This is a genomic window from Dyella flava, assembly GCF_016904955.1.
GTDB lineage: Bacteria > Pseudomonadota > Gammaproteobacteria > Xanthomonadales > Rhodanobacteraceae > Dyella_B > Dyella_B flava.
Window position 1 is genome coordinate 1 of record NZ_JADIKE010000036.1, and the last position, 21,727, is coordinate 21,727.

The 21,727-nt window shown below is 58.4% G+C and carries 13 protein-coding genes; 4 read left to right on the forward strand and 9 right to left on the reverse strand.

Annotation, left to right across the window (positions count from 1 at the left end):
* Window positions 1-423 precede the first annotated feature (423 nt).
* From ISP19_RS11535 to ISP19_RS11570, 8 genes are all read right to left on the reverse strand, one after another.
* Window positions 424-978 carry a hypothetical protein gene (locus ISP19_RS11535; RefSeq protein WP_204682213.1) on the reverse strand — a complete coding sequence of 185 codons (555 nt, stop codon included), beginning with the start codon at window positions 976-978 and terminating at the stop codon, window positions 424-426.
* Window positions 975-3,482: an RHS repeat protein gene (locus tag ISP19_RS11540; protein WP_204682215.1), complete on the reverse strand. Its 2,508-nt coding sequence runs from the start codon at window positions 3,480-3,482 to the stop codon at window positions 975-977. The genes ISP19_RS11535 and ISP19_RS11540 overlap by 4 nt, the downstream gene beginning before the upstream one ends.
* Window positions 3,460-3,672, reverse strand: coding sequence for a hypothetical protein (locus tag ISP19_RS11545; RefSeq protein ID WP_204682217.1), 213 nt, complete (start codon window positions 3,670-3,672; stop codon window positions 3,460-3,462). The genes ISP19_RS11540 and ISP19_RS11545 overlap by 23 nt, the downstream gene beginning before the upstream one ends.
* A gap of 66 nt (window positions 3,673-3,738) precedes the next feature.
* Complete coding sequence (locus tag ISP19_RS11550; protein WP_204682226.1) at window positions 3,739-3,984, reverse strand: antitoxin Xre/MbcA/ParS toxin-binding domain-containing protein; 246 nt, start codon at window positions 3,982-3,984, stop codon at window positions 3,739-3,741.
* A gap of 88 nt (window positions 3,985-4,072) precedes the next feature.
* The gene (locus ISP19_RS11555) at window positions 4,073-4,411 is read right to left on the reverse strand and encodes a hypothetical protein (RefSeq protein ID WP_204682228.1); all 339 of its coding nucleotides are present in this window, start codon (window positions 4,409-4,411) and stop codon (window positions 4,073-4,075) included.
* Window positions 4,412-4,418: 7 nt separating this feature from the next.
* Window positions 4,419-9,839 (reverse strand): RHS repeat-associated core domain-containing protein, encoded by a 5,421-nt coding sequence (locus ISP19_RS11560; RefSeq protein ID WP_204682231.1) that lies wholly within the window; start codon window positions 9,837-9,839, stop codon window positions 4,419-4,421.
* Between the two features lie 59 nt (window positions 9,840-9,898).
* Window positions 9,899-13,951 carry a beta strand repeat-containing protein gene (locus ISP19_RS11565; protein ID WP_204682233.1) on the reverse strand — a complete coding sequence of 1,351 codons (4,053 nt, stop codon included), beginning with the start codon at window positions 13,949-13,951 and terminating at the stop codon, window positions 9,899-9,901.
* On the reverse strand, window positions 13,951-16,716 hold the full coding sequence (locus ISP19_RS11570; protein WP_425489218.1) for an IPT/TIG domain-containing protein: 2,766 nt from the start codon (window positions 16,714-16,716) through the stop codon (window positions 13,951-13,953). The genes ISP19_RS11565 and ISP19_RS11570 overlap by 1 nt, the downstream gene beginning before the upstream one ends.
* A gap of 260 nt (window positions 16,717-16,976) precedes the next feature.
* On the opposite strand from ISP19_RS11570, the gene ISP19_RS11575 reads away from it, so the two are divergent.
* Together ISP19_RS11575 and ISP19_RS11580 are read left to right on the forward strand one after the other, a co-directional pair.
* On the forward strand, window positions 16,977-17,483 hold the full coding sequence (locus ISP19_RS11575) for a hypothetical protein (protein WP_204682237.1): 507 nt from the start codon (window positions 16,977-16,979) through the stop codon (window positions 17,481-17,483).
* A gap of 27 nt (window positions 17,484-17,510) precedes the next feature.
* A complete protein-coding gene (locus ISP19_RS11580) occupies window positions 17,511-18,575 on the forward strand; it encodes a cytochrome-c peroxidase (RefSeq protein WP_204682239.1) in 1,065 nt (354 codons plus the stop codon).
* A gap of 77 nt (window positions 18,576-18,652) precedes the next feature.
* On the opposite strand, the gene ISP19_RS11585 is transcribed toward ISP19_RS11580, so the two are convergent.
* Window positions 18,653-19,570: a LysR family transcriptional regulator gene (locus tag ISP19_RS11585; RefSeq protein WP_239556751.1), complete on the reverse strand. Its 918-nt coding sequence runs from the start codon at window positions 19,568-19,570 to the stop codon at window positions 18,653-18,655.
* A gap of 105 nt (window positions 19,571-19,675) precedes the next feature.
* On the opposite strand from ISP19_RS11585, the gene ISP19_RS11590 reads away from it, so the two are divergent.
* Together ISP19_RS11590 and gtdA are read left to right on the forward strand one after the other, a co-directional pair.
* Window positions 19,676-20,662: a 2Fe-2S iron-sulfur cluster-binding protein gene (locus tag ISP19_RS11590; RefSeq protein WP_204682241.1), complete on the forward strand. Its 987-nt coding sequence runs from the start codon at window positions 19,676-19,678 to the stop codon at window positions 20,660-20,662.
* A gap of 16 nt (window positions 20,663-20,678) precedes the next feature.
* Complete coding sequence (gene gtdA, locus ISP19_RS11595; RefSeq protein WP_204682243.1) at window positions 20,679-21,725, forward strand: gentisate 1,2-dioxygenase; 1,047 nt, start codon at window positions 20,679-20,681, stop codon at window positions 21,723-21,725.
* The last annotated feature ends 2 nt before the right edge of the window (window positions 21,726-21,727 follow it).

A 21,727-nucleotide genomic window follows, 5' to 3' on the forward strand; every position in this document is an offset into this window, starting at 1 on the left:
TGGCGCCTGCCTCGACTTCTTTGAGGATCCGGACAATCTGTTCTTCGTTGAACTTCGACTTTTTCATGCAGAGCTCCTTGGGGTGGAACTCTACTTCCAACTGGATCGAATCAGCGAGGACGCTTCAGGCTGACCTTATCCCCGTATTTGTAGCGGCCTAAGGTAGAGCCATCGGCAGTTTAGGAGTCATCCGCATCATCTCGGCAAACAGCGCTGGTGGGCTGTTTTCCAACGATGAGTGCGGCTTCCCTGCGTCTCCTGCACAGCGTTAGCACCGTCATACAAAAACTGCGTCGGCGCGCCGCCCTACACTGCTTTGCTGATGCGCCGGCCTAACGCGTCGTAGGCATAGCTCATCTGCGTTTTGCTGCCCTGCGTAATCGCTGTCAGCTGATTGCGTGCATTCCACGTATACGTATTGAACTATGACCACTTACCCCACTTATCCCTGCGCTTATAAACCGCACCAAACTTACCAGCCCGCATTCTCAACAGGCCACACAATCCTTGAAGATCATTAAGGCTATCGGTAAGCCTAAGAACTCGTTTTTCACTCGCATCATAAACCTCCAGGACCTCTTCACCTCGCCCACCCTGGAGCAAAACGATCTTTTTGATCTGATCAAAGCCTACCTTCTTAGCGCCCCATACCGTCTTAATTTCAATCCCACCATCATCGGCCGAAATACAAAAATCCTTCAAATATCTATAGCCGTAAACGAAGTAACAGGAAACAGCAGCAGCAACCAGTGCAACGATCAAAAACTGGATGCCGCTGACATTTGGCCACATCACCACAAGAATAACTAAGGCGGCCACAACAGGCACACCGGAGAAAACCAGCATCACAGGCGCCCAACCTGATTGATACCGGAACTCATCACCATTTCCACTATCGCCTCTGCTCGTTGATCGCATAACCAGCATGATCAACGGGAGAGCAATGGCAACTATCAAATAAGAAAGACCAACAATCATTGGTTACTCCCATCCTCCGCTCTATCAAGCGCAGAATATCCAGCATTACTCGCGCCAGATGCAACGCTACCAGCCCACGTCCCTGGCATCCCGAAGTCATCTGCAGAAAACGCCTGGTGTGCCGCACTCGACGCATCATCCGCAATGCTACCGGCGACGGCACCACCCACTGCATCACCCAAAACACTACCAAACATGGCACCAAGAATGTCGCGGTTTGAAAATTTAATACCGCATCCGTCTATACCTGACGTAACAGCCTCACGAGCAACCTCGGTTCCACCACTCAATACCGCACGCGCCGCTACGCCACCAACCAAACTCATTCCATCCGTCATACCAATCCAAAGTCCCGATGCAGCTCCCGCGCCGCCATCGGCGGCCAGTTTCTCTATCCCGGCCCATCCGCCATTACCCCAGTCGCCCGCTATCACGCCACCAATAATTCCGACAACGAGGCCGACACCAGCTCCAACCGCCGCTTCGGGTATGAACTTACCAGTGGGATCGCGGTACATGACCGGATTTCCTCCGGCGTAACCGTAAAACGTGAGCTGCCCACCAAAAAATCTAGCGGGATCTTCGCTAGTAAATCCGCCCATAAGCGGGCTGTAGTACCGCGCGCGGTAGTAGTACAGGCCTGCGGTATCGGCTTCCCTTCCGGTGTATTGATAGGGGTTCGTGAAACCCGTCGTCGTGTCACTCGGCGTCACGCTGCCATACGGGTCGTAGCTATATTGCTCTTTGACCGCCCCAGTCGGATCGGTCAACGCTATCGTGCTGTTGAGCCCGTCGGCGAGGAAGTACGTCCTTCCCGTCACATCGTTTCGTGCAAAGCGCTCGTCGATCGCCAACCCGGTGAGGATCGGATTGACTGCACTACCCTGAGTCTCCTGCACCGCATTAAAGCGATCGTAGAGGTATTGCATCGGCGTGCCACCCTGCACCGCCTTACTCGTTCTACGACCCATTGCGTCATACGTGTAATTCAGCTGAGCCACACCGTTCTGACTCACCTGCACCAATTGGTTTCTGGCATTCCACGTATACGTATTGGTGCCGTCAAAGGTCAGGTTACCGTCGGCGTCATAGTTCATCGCCGTACCGTTGAAGCTGGTCTCCCGGTCGTTGAGGTCAAAGGTCGGAGCTTGTGTGGTCGGGGTCGGCAGGGTGTCAGTCGCGAAAGTCCCTGTCTTGCTGTTGATGCGGCCGTCGCTGTCGTAGCCATAGACCAGATTGCCCAGCGTGTTGCCATTGGCCTGAGTGTAGGTGAGCCCGGTCAGCTCGCTGGCCACGTCGTAACCGTAGGCGACGCTGATGCCATTGGGCAGCGTCAACGTGGTGCGCCGGTTGTCGGTGTCATACGCCAGCTGCACCGTTTCGCTGCCTTGGGCGATGCCGGTCAAACGGTTGGCGTTGTCGTAGGTATAGCTCGCAGAGGCTTGCGCGGCGGGCGTCATACTGGTGCGCCGTTGCGCCGCGTCGTAGGTGTAGCTGACGTTGCCTTGCGGCGTCGTGGTGGCGGTGACATCGTCCAGGCCATCGTAGCCCCAGCTCAGCGTGCCGTTCGTGGAATCGGCCAGCCCCGTGAGGCGGTTACCGGCGTCGTAGCTGGCCTGGATGCCGGAACCGTCGGCATAGGACACCAAACTGCGTCGGTTGAGTGCGTCATAGCTGATATCAGTGGCCTGACCCTTGCGGTCGGTGTGGCTGAGCACGTTGTTCATGCCGTCGTAGGTCCACGACTCACTCTGGCTCATGGCATCGGTGCGCGTGATGAGCCGGTTGCGGGTGTCGTAGGTGTATTGGATGACCCCGGTATTGGGCAGGGTCACCGTCAACAGATTGCCGTTGCCGTCATAGGTGAGCGCCGTGGTTTGATTCAACGCATCGGTAACGGAAGTCACCCGATCGTTGGTGTCGTACTGAGTCAGCGTCACGTTGCCCAGCGGATCGCGGGTGGCAATACGGCGGCCCAACGTATCCACGGCATAGTTGACGGTGCGGTTCAACGGGTCGGTGATGCTTTGCAGGTCGTAGCCCTGGTAGGCGAAGCTGGCGGCGTTGCCCAACGCATCCTGCACGGCGGTCGGCTGGCCGGCCCCGTTGCACTGAATCGTCGTGCTGTTACCCAGGGCATTGGTGACCTGGGTCAGGCAGCCGTTGGTGTAACTGAAGCTGGTGGTATGGCCCAACGGATCGGTGACCGAGGCCAGCTGGCTGTAGGCGCTGGTGTAGGTAAAGTTCGTGGTCACGGCACTGGACGTACCGGACAGGCGCGTTACGCTCAGCACGTTGCCGAGGGCGTCGTAGGTGAAGGCGGTGGTACGGCCCAGCGCATCGGTCTCGCTGTCGATCAGGCCGGAGGGTTCGCGCACATACGTGGTGGTTTGCGCTAGCGGTGTGCCATAGGCTCGGGTATCCGAAGCCACGTAGCTGCTGACTGGATCGAATGCCAGCTGTTCCTGGTTGCCATTGGGATCAGTCACGGTGGTCGCTGTCACCACGTTGCTGCTGTTGGTGGTGTAGGCAAATTGTCAGCTCCGCAAGCACCTGGCGGTAACCCTCGATGCGCTCCTGGTTAGGGCAACCGCTGCGCGGCTCTTTCAGCAGCTCCGTCGTGATAAACCCGGCGCAGGCCGCCAGGATCTCTAACGCGGTCTCAAGGTTGATGGCGGGGGTCATGGAACTCATCGGCATGCTCCACGTGACATCGGTAGCGCGGCTCAGTTGCTACCGATGTCACGTGCTCGGCAGCACTCAACCCACGTAACCGGATTCGATCGAGGCGAGGTAATGCAACAGATCGTCGGTGCGACCGTCGCCGATCACGGCCAGCGGCGTCTTGCCATCAAACGTAGCAAGGGAGGCTTTCGTTAGCCATTCCAGCGCGCCGTCGTGGTTGCCACTCACCGCTTCGGCAGCGGCAACCACACGCTCTATGTTTTCCACGATGCCGGGTGTGGCGGCAAATTCGGGATGGTCGGCAAGGATGTCGCGATGCATGGGCCGATCATCTCAGTTTTCACATCCTTCGACATCAGAACAAACTGAACCTGGAACCATTATTTTTTCCGATCATCCGTGCCCACCCCTACTCGCTTTTTAGCCTTTCACGAACAAGGTGATCAAGCCTTTCTAACGCTTCGGATGCAAGAGCCCGCACACGAATATCAGCGGTCTCGTCATAGCTTGCAGCCACCCCCCGCTCCTTTCGATCAAGATCCGCTGCCCGCATAGTTTCGAGAGAGCCCCACTCACTGAGGAAATTTTCACTCCAATCATCACTCGGTGATTCCAGCGCTCGATGAAGAGCTTTCAGTCTCTTTACAAGATCACCCAATGAGATTTCTTCGCCTTTGAACAGGGCTATCTCACCAGCCATCATTTGCAGCTGACGCTGATTAAAATCGCTTTCTTCAAAGTTTTTCATAATATTCCTATTGCCTGATTAGTCCGCGCGATACCGTGATAACCCTTCCAGACGCAGTGTCAGTAATCACTGTTATGTTATTGGCTGCATCCAAATACGCAGTTGTACCGGCCTCTTTTCCTGCGACTGGCGCAACATTTTCCACCGCATTTTGAACAACTGACGGCATAATTCCATCACTCTGCATCTCGTCAAATGCATGACCGGAATAGTCGAGGTCACCAACTGATCCAGGTGCATTTGTACCGTCAGCCACATCCAGTGGATTTCCGGACCTTCCAATGGGAGTGGAGGCCGCCACATCTGCATCAGTATCAATAGCAGTGTCAGCAGCCAACTCTTCCCAAGCCGCTATATCACCAATCGGATCCTCAGGGCCACCCATAGCCATGATCATTGCCATAGCAGCCAAAGCCTTCCCAGCACCGCTGTTACCGCAACCACACGGTTGCGTGCACTCCGGAATCGGAGCAGAACAACCTGCCCATGCCGCCGTTGAGTTGTTGCTCATACCGCAAAATGATCGCGCGGACTCCAAGCCTGACGGATCAATGTTACCTACTGGATCGCTACCGCCATAAGCCGTGAAGCTAAGCTGCCCGCCACCAAAACCCAGTGGATCTTCACTAATAAATCCGCCCATCGGCGGGCTGTAGTAACGTGCCCGGTAGTAATAAAGACCGGGGCTATCCACTTCACGTCCCGTGTATTGGTACGGATTGGTAAAACCGGTGGTTGTGTCACTCGGTGTCACGCTACCGTAGGGGTCGTAACTGTACTGTTGCCTTATCGCTCCGGTCGGATCAGTGAGAGCGATGGTGCTATTCAGACCATCGCTTAGATAGTACGTGCGACCGATCACATCGTTGCGTGCATAACGCTCATCGATACCTAGACCAACCAAGATTGAATTGATAGCGCTTCCTTGCGTCTCCTGCACAGCATTGAAACCACTGTAGAGAAACAGCGTCGGCGCACCATTCTGTACGGCCTTACTTATTCTTCGCCCCGTTGCATCGTACGCATAGCTCAGTTGAACGACACCATTCTGGCTCACCTGCGTGAGCTGGTTTCGCGCATTCCACGTATACGTATTGGTGCCGTCAAAGGTCAGGTTACCGTCGGCGTCATAGTTCATCGCCGTACCGTTGAAGCTGGTCTCCCGGTCGTTGAGGTCAAAGGTCGGAGCTTGTGTGGTCGGGGTCGGCAGGGTGTCAGTCGCGAAAGTCCCTGTCTTGCTGTTGATGCGGCCGTCGCTGTCGTAGCCATAGACCAGATTGCCCAGCGTGTTGCCATTGGCCTGAGTGTAGGTGAGCCCGGTCAGCTCGCTGGCCACGTCGTAACCGTAGGCGACGCTGATGCCATTGGGCAGCGTCAACGTGGTGCGCCGGTTGTCGGTGTCATACGCCAGCTGCACCGTTTCGCTGCCTTGGGCGATGCCGGTCAAACGGTTGGCGTTGTCGTAGGTATAGCTCGCAGAGGCTTGCGCGGCGGGCGTCATACTGGTGCGCCGTTGCGCCGCGTCGTAGGTGTAGCTGACGTTGCCTTGCGGCGTCGTGGTGGCGGTGACATCGTCCAGGCCATCGTAGCCCCAGCTCAGCGTGCCGTTCGTGGAATCGGCCAGCCCCGTGAGGCGGTTACCGGCGTCGTAGCTGGCCTGGATGCCGGAACCGTCGGCATAGGACACCAAACTGCGTCGGTTGAGTGCGTCATAGCTGATATCAGTGGCCTGACCCTTGCGGTCGGTGTGGCTGAGCACGTTGTTCATGCCGTCGTAGGTCCACGACTCACTCTGGCTCATGGCATCGGTGCGCGTGATGAGCCGGTTGCGGGTGTCGTAGGTGTATTGGATGACCCCGGTATTGGGCAGGGTCACCGTCAACAGATTGCCGTTGCCGTCATAGGTGAGCGCCGTGGTTTGATTCAACGCATCGGTAACGGAAGTCACCCGATCGTTGGTGTCGTACTGAGTCAGCGTCACGTTGCCCAGCGGATCGCGGGTGGCAATACGGCGGCCCAACGTATCCACGGCATAGTTGACGGTGCGGTTCAACGGGTCGGTGATGCTTTGCAGGTCGTAGCCCTGGTAGGCGAAGCTGGCGGCGTTGCCCAACGCATCCTGCACGGCGGTCGGCTGGCCGGCCCCGTTGCACTGAATCGTCGTGCTGTTACCCAGGGCATTGGTGACCTGGGTCAGGCAGCCGTTGGTGTAACTGAAGCTGGTGGTATGGCCCAACGGATCGGTGACCGAGGCCAGCTGGCTGTAGGCGCTGGTGTAGGTAAAGTTCGTGGTCACGGCACTGGACGTACCGGACAGGCGCGTTACGCTCAGCACGTTGCCGAGGGCGTCGTAGGTGAAGGCGGTGGTACGGCCCAGCGCATCGGTCTCGCTGTCGATCAGGCCGGAGGGTTCGCGCACATACGTGGTGGTTTGCGCTAGCGGTGTGCCATAGGCTCGGGTATCCGAAGCCACATAGCTACTGACTGGATCGAATGCCAGCTGTTCCTGGTTGCCATTGGGATCAGTCACGGTGGTCGCTGTCACCACGTTGCTGCTGTTGGTGGTGTAGGCAAATTGGTAGGACGTGTTGTCGGCATAGGTCTGCTGAACGACACGTCCATTAGTGTCGTATTGATTGGTCACCCACACCGTCCCACGCCGATCCCGCATGGTCAGCATGTGCTTGTTACTGTCGTAGGTGTATTGCTCGGTGGTCTGGTCCGGATAGGTGACGGTAGCCAGACTGCCGGCGCTGTTGTACGCATAGCTGACAGTGCGACCACTGTTGTCCACCGCAGTCGACACACGGTTGCTGCTGTCGTAGTTGAGGGTGATGGTGCGGCCGCTGGGCGAGACGACCTGGTCAACCAGACCGCCGTTGTAGTTGAGCAGGATTTCATTGCCGAAGCGGTCCTGGATCCACTTCAGCTGGTTGGGCACGTCACTTTCGAAGCCGTATTCGGTGCCGTCCTTCATCGTGATCTGCCAGTACTCACCAATGGGCGTACCGGTGAAGAACTGTAGGGTCGCACCGTAGAACGCGGAGTTGGTGCCGGTGTGCTCCCACACATCGCCCGTGAGCGGCCAACTGGTGGAGTTACCAGCGATCTGGTTGAAGGCAATGGCCTCGCCGCAAGGAAGCACCAATTGTGGCGTAGTGAAGTTGCTGCTGGCGCTATACAGATGGATGCCAAAATTGGAGTTTCCGCCGACACCGAACATGTGCGAGTTGCTGTCGTCGGAGGTATAGGCCCGCGTCAGCGTCAATGGCAGGACGTCTTTGATCGCCAGGTCATTCCATTCATGGAACATGATGCCGGTTTGGAGATCGATAGGTTGACCCTTGGTGCAGTTGTTTGGTTTTTGCGTGGTCGGCGCATTCTGGTTACTGGTTGAAACACCCGCGCCCATCGCCCACACCAAGGCCACCCCGGGATCTGGCGCGATCTGCTTGGCATCACGCGTCACATGCCCGCCGCCATACATCTGCCACCCATCCTTGGCGCTGTACACCCAGAAGTCACTCGCCGTATTGGGCTTGTCGTGGCCGTAGTTCGGATACACCACCCGGATGCCCTTGGCCGCATCCGGCGTCAGCCCCTGTACCACCGCATCACCCGGCTGGATGGTGAAGTACATCGGGAAGTTGTCTGGCAGCGGGAACGGCGCGTGATCCACCGGCGTCGGCACGATGGCGATGTGCGTGAGCACATGGCCGTTGCGATCCTTGAACACGGCGCCAGCCGGGATGTGCAGTTCCAGCCCCGGCATATCCGGATGACGCAGCACCACTTCGCGCGTGGTCGGCGCGGGCAAGGTGATTTCATCGCGCGGCAGGATGCGCGGTAGATACATCACGAACGGCATGTGCGTGACGGTTTTGGCTTTCACATCCGCGCCGACCAGGAAGCGACCGTATTTGATGTCGCCATGACCGGCCGAACCGCCATCGACGAACACTTGTTGCCGACCCGCCGCAAGTCCCTTCAGCACGAACACGCCTTGCGCATCGGTCTTCACCACCTGGTCGCCGATGCTGACCTCGACATTGGCGACCGGGGTTTCATCGATCTGGCGAACCTGGCCGATGAGGGCGGTGGCACCTTTAGGTAGCGCGGCTTCTAATGCGTGTGTGTCGGGCAAGCTTTGGTACTTGGCGTACAAACGCCAGTGGCCCCCGGTGGCATCGGGCGCATTGTTCTGGCCCGGATAGAACGCGCCGTCACGCACGAAGCTGTGGGCGCGGCACAGTTGATCCTTGGGGTTGCTGCATGCCGCTGCTTGGCCGCTGCCGGCCATCAGGTACAAGGGCGGCTCGCCGGTCGTGGTGTCATCAGAAGTCGCAAGATGCGGGACTGGCAGGGCTCCCTGCCCAGCCATCACGACGCCGATGGCAGCAGTATGCGCCGTGGTGAAGCCGAGCACCGTATAGGGCACCGGTGCGCCTTGCACGGTGTGCAAGCCTTTGACGAACAACGTGTAGCGCGAACCGGGATAGAGATCGTCCGGCAATTGCACGAAGGCCTGGCGACCTTCGTTGGTGCCAACCACGCGGATCGGTACCGCACCTTCCGGACCGAGCAGCGTGACGGTCTTAGGGTTCAACGCACGCAGGTCCATCGCGGTGTTGAAGCGCAGCGTCAGCGGACCGGTAAGAGGTGCGGCCTGCGTGTCGACGCCGGGTAGCGAAGTGATGGCGGGTTTGACGGCGGCCGCCGTTGTGGCGGTCGCCGTAACGGTGTGGAACTGCTGCTGCTCGGGATCGAAACGCACAGCTGTCGACAGTGCCAAGCCTTTGGGATCGACACCGCCGCTGATGCGCACACTGCCATCGGGCTGCAAGGTCGCAATTGCCTCCATGCGTGGCGTCTGGACATCAGTCAATGGGGTGAGCTCGTGCGACTTCGGTTCCCACACCACGGACTGTGTGGCAGGTGTGCCATCGCTGGACCAACCGCCCGTCATCAGCAACCGACCATCGCTCAACACGGTGAGGGTGTGGCCCGCACGGGCGGGCAGACCCAGCACGCCGGTATGTACAAAACGGGCGCTCGCCGGATCAAACCACTCGCCGGCCTCGAACACTTGGCCGTGGTCGTCGATGCCGCCCCATAGCAGCACCTGTCCACCGGGAAGCACGGTGACGGAGGCGAAGCGGCGGCGTTCGGGCAGTGTCAGTGCGTGGCGTGTACCGCCATCCATCAGATAGGCCACGCCTTCGGCACCATGCAACTCAAAGGTGCGGCCGTCGGGGAGCAACACGTCACTGACTTCGGCAGACGGCGGCAGGAAGTAGGTGTGGTCGGCGCTGTGGATGCGTTCCGGCGTGGTAGCTGGGGGAAGCGCCAGTGCGATAGCGCTCAGCATGGCGATGCCAATCAGGCTGACCAGTCCCACACATCCGATGGTGATCCGTTCTGCCTTCATATCCCCTATTCCTTTTCAAAACACAATGGCGTTGCATCCGTTACAACAAACTGTCGTGACTACTGCGTGGCGTAGGAAAGCTGCGCACTGGCAGGAATGCCGGTGCCCGTCCGGATCACGGCGGTGTAGGTGCCGCTTACCGGCAGGTTCGTCAGGCTGAGGCTGTTGGAGCCGGACGTTTCGAAACTGCCGTAGGCATCGGCTGTGGTGATCTCGCCCACATCCGGCTCATACACATCCACATAGAGGTTCTGATTGGCCGGCGTGGTGCTGACACCGGCCAACTGCAGCACGATGTTGCCGCCCTGGTTGGCGTTGAAGGTCACGCGTTCAGCCTGGCCTGCTGCCAAGCTGATATTAGCTGCGGTGCCAGCACTCAAGGCTGGACCGACAAGATCGGGCGAGAGCTGCGCACTAAAGCTGATCGTCCCGCCGAAGACCGGCACAGCGGAAATGGAGTAAGTGCCTGCGATCAGATTCCAAAGCGGCTGCGCGCAGCTTGAACCAGGACTGCTTGCATAGCAGTAGAAGTTGGCAACTTGCGATCCATTGGGATCGGTCACAAATACTTCGAAGCCATTGGTGCTAGCACCCGATGCGTTGACGTTGCTTAGTGTCAGCTCCAAATTGGACCCGGCGGCAGCGTAGAACGTCATGGGTACCTCATCGCCCGCGCCACTTGCCGCAAAATTCCCTATGGAACCGGTTGTGGAAAGTGTTCCGGTCGTATTGGGCAACAGAGCAAGCTGTGCGGCGGCGGCAGGACCTGCCGTGTAAACGACAACGGTGTAAGTACCACTAGCGGGCAAATTCGTAAGGCTGATCGTTTGCGAGCTGCTTGTATTGAAGGTCGTGTAGTAGTTGCCGGTGGTGATCGCCCCTGTATCAGGGCGGTACACGTTGGCGTACACAGGACCGCCCGTCACTCCTGACAACTGCAGCGCATAGGTATCCCCGGCGTTGGCCGTGAAGGTGTAGCGCTCTACCTGGCCCGCGCCGAGATTGACGGTCACCGGTGTATTCGCCGTAAGCGCGGGACCAATGATATCGGGCTGAATTTGCGCACTAAAACTGACAACACCTGTCGACCCTGACGGGCTCACTACCACCGTGTAGGTACCAGCCGGCATGTTCCACAAGGCAAACCGGCAATCGCTAGAGAAGCACGGCTGCAAGCCACTGATATTGACACCACTTGCATTGTAGATATTGATCTCGAACTCCGAGCCATTCGTCACGCTCACATTGCTAAAATTGAATTCCAGGTTGTCGCCCTGATTAGCGTTGAAGGTCACATAGGCATCCTGATTGCCCACTGTGCCGGCAAAGTTCTCAATCGCGCCGCCACTGTTAAGCGTCCCCGCTGCACCCGATGTCAGCATCAACTGCGCGCTCGCCGCTGCCCCCCCGGAATAAACCACGACGGTGTACGTGCCGCTGACGGGGAGATTCGTCAGATTGATCGCTTGCGAGCTGCTTGTATTGAAGGTCGTGTAGTAGTTGCCGGTGGTGATCGCCCCTGTATCAGGACGGTACACGTTGGCGTACACAGGACCGCTCGTCACTCCTGACAACTGCAGCGCATAGGTATCCCCGGCGTTGGCCGTGAAGGTGTAGCGCTCCACCTGCCCCACCCCGAGGTTGACTGCCACGGGGGTATTCACCGTGAGTGCGGGACCAATGGTATCGGGCTGAACCTGTGCGCTGAAACTGATGGGGCCAGTCGAACCTACCGGACTTGCCACCACTGTGTACGTACCGGCTGCCAGGTTCCACAGGGAAAACCGACAGTTGCTACCTGCAAAGCATCCCTGCTCACCGCTGATATTGGCGCCACCTGAGTTGTAGATGTTGTAAAGAAACTCTGAGCCACCTGTCACACTGACGTTGCTGAAGCTCACCTCCAGATTGTCGCCCTGATTGGCGTTGAAGCTCACATAGACAGACTGCCCACTCACCGGGCTGGCATAGTTCTGAATTGCTCCGCCACTGGTCAGCGTCCCCGTTACACCCGGCGCCAACGTCAACTGCGCAGTAGCGGGAGTCCCCCAGGCCACTCCCCCGGTATAGATCACAACGGTGTATGTGCCACTGACAGGCAGACTCGTCAGATTGATCGTTTGTGAACTACCTGTGTTGAAGGTCGTGTAGTAGTTGCCGGTGGTGATCGCCCCGGTGTCAGGACGGTACACGTTGGCGTACACAGGACCGCTCGTCACTCCTGACAACTGCAGCGCATAGGTATCCCCGGCGTTGGCCGTGAAGGTGTAGCGCTCCACCTGCCCCACCCCGAGGTTGACTGCCACGGGGGTATTCACCGTGAGTGCGGGACCAATGGTATCGGGCTGAACCTGTGCGCTGAAACTGATGGGGCCAGTCGAACCTACCGGACTTGCCACCACTGTGTACGTACCGGCTGCCAGGTTCCACAGGGAAAACCGACAGTTGCTACCTGCAAAGCATCCCTGCTCACCGCTGATATTGGCGCCACCTGAGTTGTAGATGTTGTAAAGAAACTCTGAGCCACCTGTCACACTGACGTTGCTGAAGCTCACCTCCAGATTGTCGCCCTGATTGGCGTTGAAGCTCACATAGACAGACTGACCACTCACTGAGCTGGCATAGTTCTGAATTGCTCCGCCACTGGTCAGCGTCCCCGTTACACCCGACGCCAACGTCAACTGCGCAGTAGCGGGAGTCCCCCAGGCCACTCCCCCGGTATAGATCACAACGGTGTACGTGCCACTGACAGGCAGACTCGTCAGATTGATCGTTTGTGAACTACCTGTGTTGAAGGTCGTGTAGTAGTTGCCGGTGGTGATCGCCCCGGTGTCAGGACGATATACGTTGGCGTACACGGGGCCGTTCGTCACTCCTGACAACTGCAGCGCATAGGTATCCCCAGCGTTGGCCGTGAAGGTGTATCGCTCCACCTGCCCCACCCCGAGATTGACTGCCACGGGGGTATTCACCGTGAGTGCGGGACCAATGGTATCGGGCTGAACCTGTGCGCTGAAACTGATGGGGCCAGTCGAACCTACCGGACTTGCCACCACTGTGTACGTACCGGCTGCCAGGTTCCACAGGGAAAACCGACAGTTGCTACCTGCAAAGCATCCCTGCTCACCGCTGATATTGGCGCCACCTGAGTTGTAGATGTTGTAAAGAAACTCTGAGCCACCTGTCACACTGACGTTGCTGAAACCCACCTCCAGGTTATCGCCTTGGGTGGCGTTGAATGTCATGGTGACACTCTGGCCAGCACTAACCGAACTTTCACCTTGAGTCGCACCGCCAACCGCGAGTGTGGGCGTGCCATACGTCGGCGCCGCCCCGGCCGTATCGGACACCACGCTGAATTGCGCAGCGGCGGGCAACCCGTAGTTCGGCGACACGGTTACCGTATAAGTGCCAGTCGCCGGCAAATTCGACAGATTCACCGTCTGTGAGCTGCTTGGACTCAAGGAGGCAAAGGACGATGTGTTTGTTGTGATCGCCTGGCCAACGCCCGGGCTGTATACCGTAAACGTGACGGGTTGGCCTGAAGGTGTAGTCGTTACGCCTGATACGTCCAACACCACCGTGTCTCCGACGTTGGCATTGAACGTCAACCGATCAACCTGTCCTGCGCCCAAGCTGATGTTGGCTGTACTGCCTGTCGCTACCGCCGGGCCGATCAGATCGTCCTGCAGCAATGCATTGAAATTGATCGCGCCCCCGTAGTTCGGTGTGGCAACCACGGTGTAGGTACCGGCCGCCAGATACCACAAGTGTTGTATGCAGCTGGCACCCGGCGAGGTGCCCGAGCAAGAAAAGCCCGCAATCTGACTACCTGCCTGGTTATAGACATTCACGTAGAACTGATTGGAGCTTCCTCCGGTCACATTGACGTTGTTGAACGCCAGTTCCAGGTTCTCGTTCTGCGTCGCCGTGAACGTCATATACACGTTCTGACCTGACACATTGACTGCGTAGCTTTGTGACGCACTGTTGCTGACAAGTGTGCCCGTGTCGCCCGGTACCACACTGAACTGCGCCGTGGCTGGCAGCCCGTAGTTCGGCGACACAATCACCGTATAAGTACCGCTTACGGGCAAGTTCGACAGATTCACTACCTCTGAGCCACTTGGACTGAAGGAGGTATAGGACGATGTGTTAGTCGTGATCGCCTGGCCCACGCNGTACCGCTTACGGGCAAGTTCGACAGATTCACTACCTCTGAGCCACTTGGACTGAAGGAGGTATAGGACGATGTGTTAGTCGTGATCGCCTGGCCCACGCTCGGGCTGTATACCGTAAATGTCACGGCCTGGCCTGGCGGCGTCGTCGTGATGCCCGATACGTTCAAGGCCACCGTTTCGCCCACGTTCGCGTTAAACGTCAACCGCTCAACTTGCCCCGCGCCCAGACTGATGTTGGCCGTACCGCCCGTCGCTACCGCCGGGCCGATCAGATCGTCCTGCAGCAATGCATTGAAATTGATCGCGCCCCCGTAGTTCGGTGTGGCAACCACGGTGTAGGTACCAGCCGCCAGATACCACAAGTGCTGTATGCAGCTGGCACCCGGCGAGGTGCCCGAGCAGGAATAGCCTGCAATCTGGTTGCCTGTCTGGTTGTAGATATACACGTAGAACTGATCGGAACTTCCCCCGGCTACGCTGATGTTGTTCAAGGTCAACTCGAGGTTTTCACCCTGTGTCGCTGTGAAGTTCAGGTATGCATTCTGGCCCGACACATTGGCTGCGTAGCTTTGTGACGCACTGTTGCTGACAAGTGTGCCCGTGTCGCCTGGTACCACACTGAACTGCGCCGTGGCTGGCAGCCCGTAGTTCGGCGACACAATCACCGTATAAGTACCGCTTACGGGCAAGTTCGACAGATTCACTACCTCTGAGCCACTTGGACTGAAGGAGGTATAGGACGATGTGTTAGTCGTGATCGCCTGGCCCACGCTCGGGCTGTATACCGTAAATGTCACGGTCTGGCCTGGCGGCGTCGTCGTGATGCCCGATACGTTCAAGGCCACCGTTTCGCCCACGTTCGCGTTAAACGTCAACCGCTCAACTTGCCCCGCGCCCAGACTGATGTTGGCCGTACCGCCCGTTGCTACCGCCGGGCCGATCAGATCGTCCTGCAGCAATGCGTTGAAGCTGATCGTGCCACCACTATTGGGAGCAGCCACCACCGTGTAAGTACCGGCCGCCATGTACCACAAGTGCTGCATACAACTGCCACCAGGATTGCTTCCCGCACATGAGAAGCTGGCAATTTGGCTGCCGGCTGCGTTGTAGACATAGACATTGAGCTGGTTGGAGCTACTACCGGTCACGCTGACATTGTTGAGTGTCAGCTCCAGGTTCTCCCCTTGCTTGGCAGTGAATGTCAAATATGCGTTCTGACCTGACATATTGGTCGTATAGCTTTGGGACGTCGCGCTCAATGCACCTCCCACACCAGGCTCAATCTCCACTTGCATCGTGCCGGTCACCCCGCTGCCTGGCGCAACAATCACTTGGTATGTGCCACCCGTGGCCAAACTGCCGAAATTGATCACCCCCGTACTGGCCGTGGACGTACTGGTATAGCTCGCGCCGCTTGGCGAATAGACGGTGTAGGTGACGCTATGCCCGGACGGGTTGGTGCTGGTGCTGTTGATCAGGAAGGCCAGGTTCTGTCCCGCCGTGGCCTGGAACAATACGCGTTGGCTGGCTCCCGCCACCGAAGTGGCTACCGTGGCCTGCACACTGCTGGTCAACCACGCATTCGTTTGGACGCCCATCGTCAGCTGCGCCCCGGCACCGCTTGGCGTGAACAACGCCAGATAAGTCGATCCTGCCACCAGATGCGGCAGATGGATGGATGGCGAGGAGGTCGAGATACTGCCCTGCTGAACCACGGCGTTGCCCGGTCCATACACCGTGTAGCTGATGCTGCCAGCCGTCGTCGTGATCGCACTCGCCTGCAAGCTGACCCAACCACTTTGGGGCGCGATGAAGGTCATGGCGCCGATTTGACCTGACGCGCCGATGTTCAAATTGATACTCGCGCCATTGACAGTGGCGTTAGCCGTGCTGACTACGCTAGATGCACTGACCCCAGTGGGCAGCACAATCTCGGGTGTAGCACTGGTTGCTGTTCCATAAGGGGTTTCCACCGTCATGTAACCGCTGCTTGCATTACTTGGCACGGTGTACTGCAGCTGCGTCTCGGCGACTGAAGCCAGCACCATGCCCATGCCGTTCATCTGCAGTGTGGTGTTGCCCGAGACCGGGTTCAGGTTGGTACCGGTGACAGTCACTGTACTGCCGACCGATGCTACCGTTGGGCTGACCTGCGTAATGCTCGGCGGCACACCCGTGTCGTCGATCACGAAGGGGGTGGCACTGGTCGCCGTCTGACCATCCGCTGTCACACTGATCGGCCCAGTGGTGGCCCCACTCGGCACTGTCGTCACCAGCTGGGTTGCCGTGGCGGAAAGCACCGTTGCCACCGTGCCGTTGAAGCTCACCGTATCGTTGGCTACGTTGCTGTCGAAGCCTTGGCCTTGAATCGTAACTTGGGTGCCCGCTTCACCATGAGTGGGCATGAAGGCGAAAATGGCCATCTGTCCGGGCGCAAGCGGGGCACTGACCTGGCTGGTATGACCTAGCGTGTCATAGCCGTACTGGACGCTTGTCCCATTGGCCGAAGTCACCGCAACGACGCGACCGTTGGCGTCGTAGACATAGCTGGTGGATTGCGCCTGGACCGTACCGGCCCAGAGCAACGCGCTGCATAGCAGCCAAAGAGTCCAAGTGACCAGCGATAGCCCACCTCGCTGCTTCAAGCCGAATCCATGGAGATGGCCTCGACCTGCTCCGTTGCGCTGCGACTCCATACGCACGTCCCTTAGGCCGCTCACTCAGGAACGGCTGGCTATGTCACGCGTGATGCCCCTGTAGGCGCCGTTTGTCTTGCGGTGTGGTTAGCACCGCAGACACTGCGCCTTCTATACCATCACAAATCCGCGTGACGATTTTGTGAAGAAACACCTAGTAGCCATTTCTACCGTCCTTCGGCTCTAATGACATGCGTGGGTGTGAAAGCGAATGGATCCGACGGATTCATTTACAGGGGTCATTGCTTATGAGGGAACACATGATTCGGTCAGGACTGCTGGTTTGCGTAGGTGCGTTAGTGGTGGCATTAGCCGGTTGCAATCACTCGACTTCCACGAATGCTGGTTCAAACACGTCGGCTTCCGCGCCGAATGGACCGGCGAAGCCGGCGACCACGGCGGATGAAAATACTTGGGGTAACTACCTTGCTGCGCAGGGCAAGTTGCACGGCAAGGATGTGGGCATGAGGCCCTATATCTACGTCATTCCCGGGGGCGATAGCGTAGCGGCCAATAATCGGCGCCAGAACGAAACGGATTCGGTAGTGCACAGCATTGGGCCGATCCTGATGCCGGGCGGCATGTTGATCTTGGGTGGACCGGATCCTGCACAGACCACCGTGTTTATCACCGGTGTGTCCAAGCAGCTGAAGACAGATGTGCTCAAGGGCATCGTGGTGATGGTGGTGAGCGACCCATCCGAACAGGCTGCCGACACCGCTGCACTCAAGGTCAGTGGAGCTACCGTGCGTTTTGTCACCATGTAAGCCTGGTAGGTCTGCGCGGACTGCACGATGCCGGTCTATTCAACCTCGCGCATAATTCACCTGACAGGGTTCATTGCCCTGTCGGGGTGCGTCGTGCTGGGGGCGCTGATGATCCATCGCGCGTCAGGCCATTATTCCGATGCAGCAGCACTTACTGCACAACGCATTGCCTTGGGCAAGGCACTCTTCAACGACCCGCATCTGAGTGCCGATGGCACGATTCGCTGCGCGTCGTGCCATATTCCTGAGAAGGGCTACACCGATGGACGGCGGGTAGCGGTAGGTGTCGAAGGGCGCGCCGGAACACGCAACACACCCAGCTTGGTGACGATCGGCGTCGCACAGGAAACCTCCTTCTTCTGGGATGGCCGACGCAGCGCCCTGGACCAGGCCGTGCTCGACCCGCTGACCAACCCCGTCGAAATGGGATTGGATGACCAGACTGAATTGCTGCAGCGAGTGCAACAAAATGCTGGCGATAGACAAGCTTTCGCGCAAGCGTTTCCTGACGCCAAACAAGCTGTCACGCTTGAGCAAATCGCCACCGTACTCGCAGACTATGTGCAATCTCTGAAACTGCCGGAAAGCGCTTACGATCACTACGCCTTGCATGGAGACAAAACAGCCCTGAATCAGCGCGCCTTGCTGGGTCTGGCCATCTTCAAGGGCAAAGGGCGTTGCGCCGAATGTCACCTGCTGCAAGGCACGCCAGCCATGCTCACCGATCATGCGTTTCACCGTACCGGTATCGGCCTGGATGCCATCGCGCAGGACCTTCCACGCCTTACCCAGGGAGTGATCCAGCGTTCGCTGCAGGGTGCCGCGATTGGCAATCGAGTGGCTACGCATGCCGATGAAGCACAGCTGGGTCGCTTCAACGTTACCCAGGATCCAGCCGACATCGGTCTGTTCCGAACACCTTCGCTACGCGATGTGTCCCAGACCGCGCCGTATATGCATGACGGCAGCGTCGCCACACTGGACGAAGCCATTGATCGCGAGGTGTATTACCGCAGCTTGCAGGCCGGTCATCCACTGCAACTTACAGTAGAGGAAAGGAAAGACCTCAAAGCCTTTTTAGAAACGCTGTAAAAGCCCTACTGTGATTGGCATGACCTAATAAAAATCCAATCGGGGCTGCGCGGAAAAGTCGCGACATCGAAATTGCCTCACAGGCTCCCGCTTTCCGAATACATATCCGCAATCAAATTGCGCAACCATTGGTTGCCCGGCTCCTTGTGCGCCTTCGCGTGCCAGAAGATGTTGATGCCGATCCTCGGTAACTGGACCGGGTGCTTGACGTAGGTCAGCTTGAAGGGCTCCAGGCACGCCATGGCGTACTGTTCGGGAACGGTTGCGATCATGTTCGTCTTCGCGAGGATGTGCCCGACGGCGACGAAGTGCGGCACGGTCAGCCGGATGTTTCTGCGGATGCCTTTACGCTCGATGATCTCGTCCATTTTCGCGTGCCCGGTTCCCTCGGAGACCACCACGACGTGATCGGCTTCGGTGAACTGTTTGAGGGTCATCCTTTTCCCTTGCAGCGGGTGACCCTGGCGAAGCATGCAGACGTAGTCTTGCTGGAACAGGCCGCGCTGGAAAAATCCAGCCTTCAGTTGCGGCAGCAAGCCCATGGCGAGATCGACCTGCCCTGCTTCCATCGCATCCTTCAAATTGACCGCGGTGTTGCGCACCGTGCTCACGGAGACGCCGGGGGCAACGCGCGCGAGCTTGTCCATCAGCCTGGGCAAAAAATAGATTTCTCCCAAATCGACCATGCCAATGGTAAATTTTCGCGTGCTCGTAGCCGGGGCGAACTCAGCATGCTGATTCAATGAGTTTCGAATCGTGTTCAACGCGAAGCTGATGGGTTCGGCAAGCTGGCTCGCGTAGAGCGTCGGCTCCATCCCTTTGGGAGTGCGCAGGAACAGTTCGTCCTGCAGAAGCTTGCGCAAGCGGGCAAGCGCATTGCTTACCGATGGCTGAGTCAGATCCAGCTTGTCGGCCACTTTCGCCACACGGCGCTCGATGAGCAGTTCGTTGAAAACGACGAGCAGGTTCAGATCGATGTCATTCAATTCCATCATGTCATTCACCTTATGAATGTTGATAATTCATGACATTGCATTTACCAATGTTAGGCCGATTCGTAGGATTCATCTACCTAAGGATTTTCGGGTGGACCGAATCCCATGCAGCTGGTTATTCATCCCATTGATCGCACGCTGTCCGTATCGCCGGGCGCCAATCTGCTGGAGGTACTGCGCGAGCACGATGTGCCGATCTCCTACAGCTGCACGGCTGGGCGATGCGGCACCTGCCGCTGCAAGGTCACTCACGGCAGCGTGCTCGAATTGGGTTCACAAACGCAGGGCACCCGCGTGAATCAGGGCCAGCACGTGCTGGCCTGCATGAGCGTGTTGACGGAAAGCTGCGAAATTGAAGTACCGGAGCCCGATGAAGTCGTCATTCATCCGGCGAGGGTGCTGAAGGCCACGGTGACGGCGATCGAGGACATGACGCACGACATCAAGCGGATCGTGCTGCGGCCGGCAAAACCGTTGTCGTTCTCGCCCGGGCAATACGCACAGATTCAGTTCATGCCTGAGCACATCCGGCCGTATTCGATGGCCGGTCTTCCGTCCGATGAAGAACTGGAATTCCACGTGCGTCTCGTTCACGACGGCCGGGTGTCGGGTTATATCGCCTCCGAGCTTGCGGTCGGTCAGTCGGTGCGTGTGAGCGGCCCGCTCGGCACCGCCTATCTGCGTGAGAAACACACTGGGCCGATGTTATGCGTCGCAAGTGGAACCGGGCTCGCACCGATTCTTTCCATCGTTCGCGGTGCGCTGCAAGCGGGCATGACCAATCCCATTTATGTGTACTTCGGCGCGAGATCGCCGCGTGATGTCTATGGCATGCACTGGCTGGAAGAGCTTGCGCACGATCACCCCAATCTGTCGGTGCAGGTAGTCACGACCTCGGGTGCGACCGGGCAAATGCGCAGCGGCCTGGTGACCGAGGCGATCGCCAGTGACTGGGGCAACAACCTGAAAGATTTCCGCGCTTACCTGTGCGGCTCACCGTCCATGGTGGAGGCCGCCACCTTGCTCCTCAAGCAGCGCGGGATATCGCCCGAGCACCTTTACGCGGATGCGTTCTACCCGATCGGCCAATAATCCGGAGGCAAGCTGCATGCAAGCTCACAGCATAGAACCTGCACAGGCGCAGGCACGACGCGACTACTACGAGCGCATCGACAAACAGAACCTGACCCCGTTGTGGGAAGTGCTCGGCCGGCTGGTTACATCGACGCCGACGTCGCCCGCCGTGGCGGCGCTGTGGCGTTACGCGGAGATCCGTGAGCCACTGTTGGAAGCAGGTCGTCTGATCAGTGCAGCCGAGGCGGAACGTCGCGTGCTGGTGCTGGAAAACCCGGCATTGCGCGGGCTTTCCGCCATCACGCAATCGGTTTATGCGGGCCTGCAGCTGATCATGCCCGGAGAAGTGGCCGCTGCGCATCGCCATACACAATCGGCGTTGCGACTTTTGCTTGAGGGCGACGGCGCCTATACCGCGGTGGATGGCGAACGCACCACCATGCGCCGCGGCGATTTCGTCCTCACCCCTGGCTGGACCTGGCACGATCATGGCAACCCCGGCAAGCAGCCCGCCATCTGGCTCGATGGGCTCGACATACCGTTAGTGCGCTTTTTCGATGCGAGCTTCTCGGAGCATTCGAGCGTGGCTACCCAGATGCAGGCGAAGCCCGAAGGGGACAGCCTGAAGCGATACGGCACGAACATGCTGCCAGTCGATTACCAACCTGCCCGCGTTTCACCGAGCCCCGTATTCGTCTATCCCTATGAACGCTCCCGGGAAGCGCTGCTGGGAATTTCCCACGGCGAGCCCGACCCGCACCTCGGTTTCAAGCTGCGTTATGTGAATCCGGCCACCGGCGGCTCACCGATGCCGACGATCGGCGCCTATGTGCAGCGGCTTCCCCGAGGCTTCGAAACCCGGCCTTATCGCTGCACTGACGGCACCGTCTACGTCTGCCTGGAAGGCTCTGGCTACGCCGACATCAACGGGACCACGCATAGCTTTGGTCCCAACGACATCTTCGTTGTTCCTTCCTGGAACACGCTGCGCATCCATGCAACAGCGGATACGCACCTGTTTAGTTTTAGCGACCGTCCGGTTCATCAGGCGCTCGGCCTTTGGCGCGAAGCGCGGGAGTAGCA

What these genes read in the sequence shown, in the direction of transcription:
- ISP19_RS11535 (WP_204682213.1), bottom strand. Translation starts at nt 978, where the DNA reads ATGATTGTTGGTCTTTCTTATTTGATAGTTGCCATTGCTCTCCCGTTG.
- ISP19_RS11545 (WP_204682217.1), bottom strand. Translation starts at nt 3,672, where the DNA reads ATGAGTTCCATGACCCCCGCCATCAACCTTGAGACCGCGTTAGAGATC.
- ISP19_RS11550 (WP_204682226.1), bottom strand. Translation starts at nt 3,984, where the DNA reads ATGCATCGCGACATCCTTGCCGACCATCCCGAATTTGCCGCCACACCC.
- ISP19_RS11555 (WP_204682228.1), bottom strand. Translation starts at nt 4,411, where the DNA reads ATGAAAAACTTTGAAGAAAGCGATTTTAATCAGCGTCAGCTGCAAATG.
- ISP19_RS11560 (WP_204682231.1), bottom strand. Translation starts at nt 9,839, where the DNA reads ATGAAGGCAGAACGGATCACCATCGGATGTGTGGGACTGGTCAGCCTG.
- ISP19_RS11575 (WP_204682237.1), top strand. Translation starts at nt 16,977, where the DNA reads ATGATTCGGTCAGGACTGCTGGTTTGCGTAGGTGCGTTAGTGGTGGCA.
- ISP19_RS11580 (WP_204682239.1), top strand. Translation starts at nt 17,511, where the DNA reads ATGCCGGTCTATTCAACCTCGCGCATAATTCACCTGACAGGGTTCATT.
- ISP19_RS11585 (WP_239556751.1), bottom strand. Translation starts at nt 19,570, where the DNA reads ATGATGGAATTGAATGACATCGATCTGAACCTGCTCGTCGTTTTCAAC.
- ISP19_RS11590 (WP_204682241.1), top strand. Translation starts at nt 19,676, where the DNA reads ATGCAGCTGGTTATTCATCCCATTGATCGCACGCTGTCCGTATCGCCG.
- gtdA (WP_204682243.1), top strand. Translation starts at nt 20,679, where the DNA reads ATGCAAGCTCACAGCATAGAACCTGCACAGGCGCAGGCACGACGCGAC.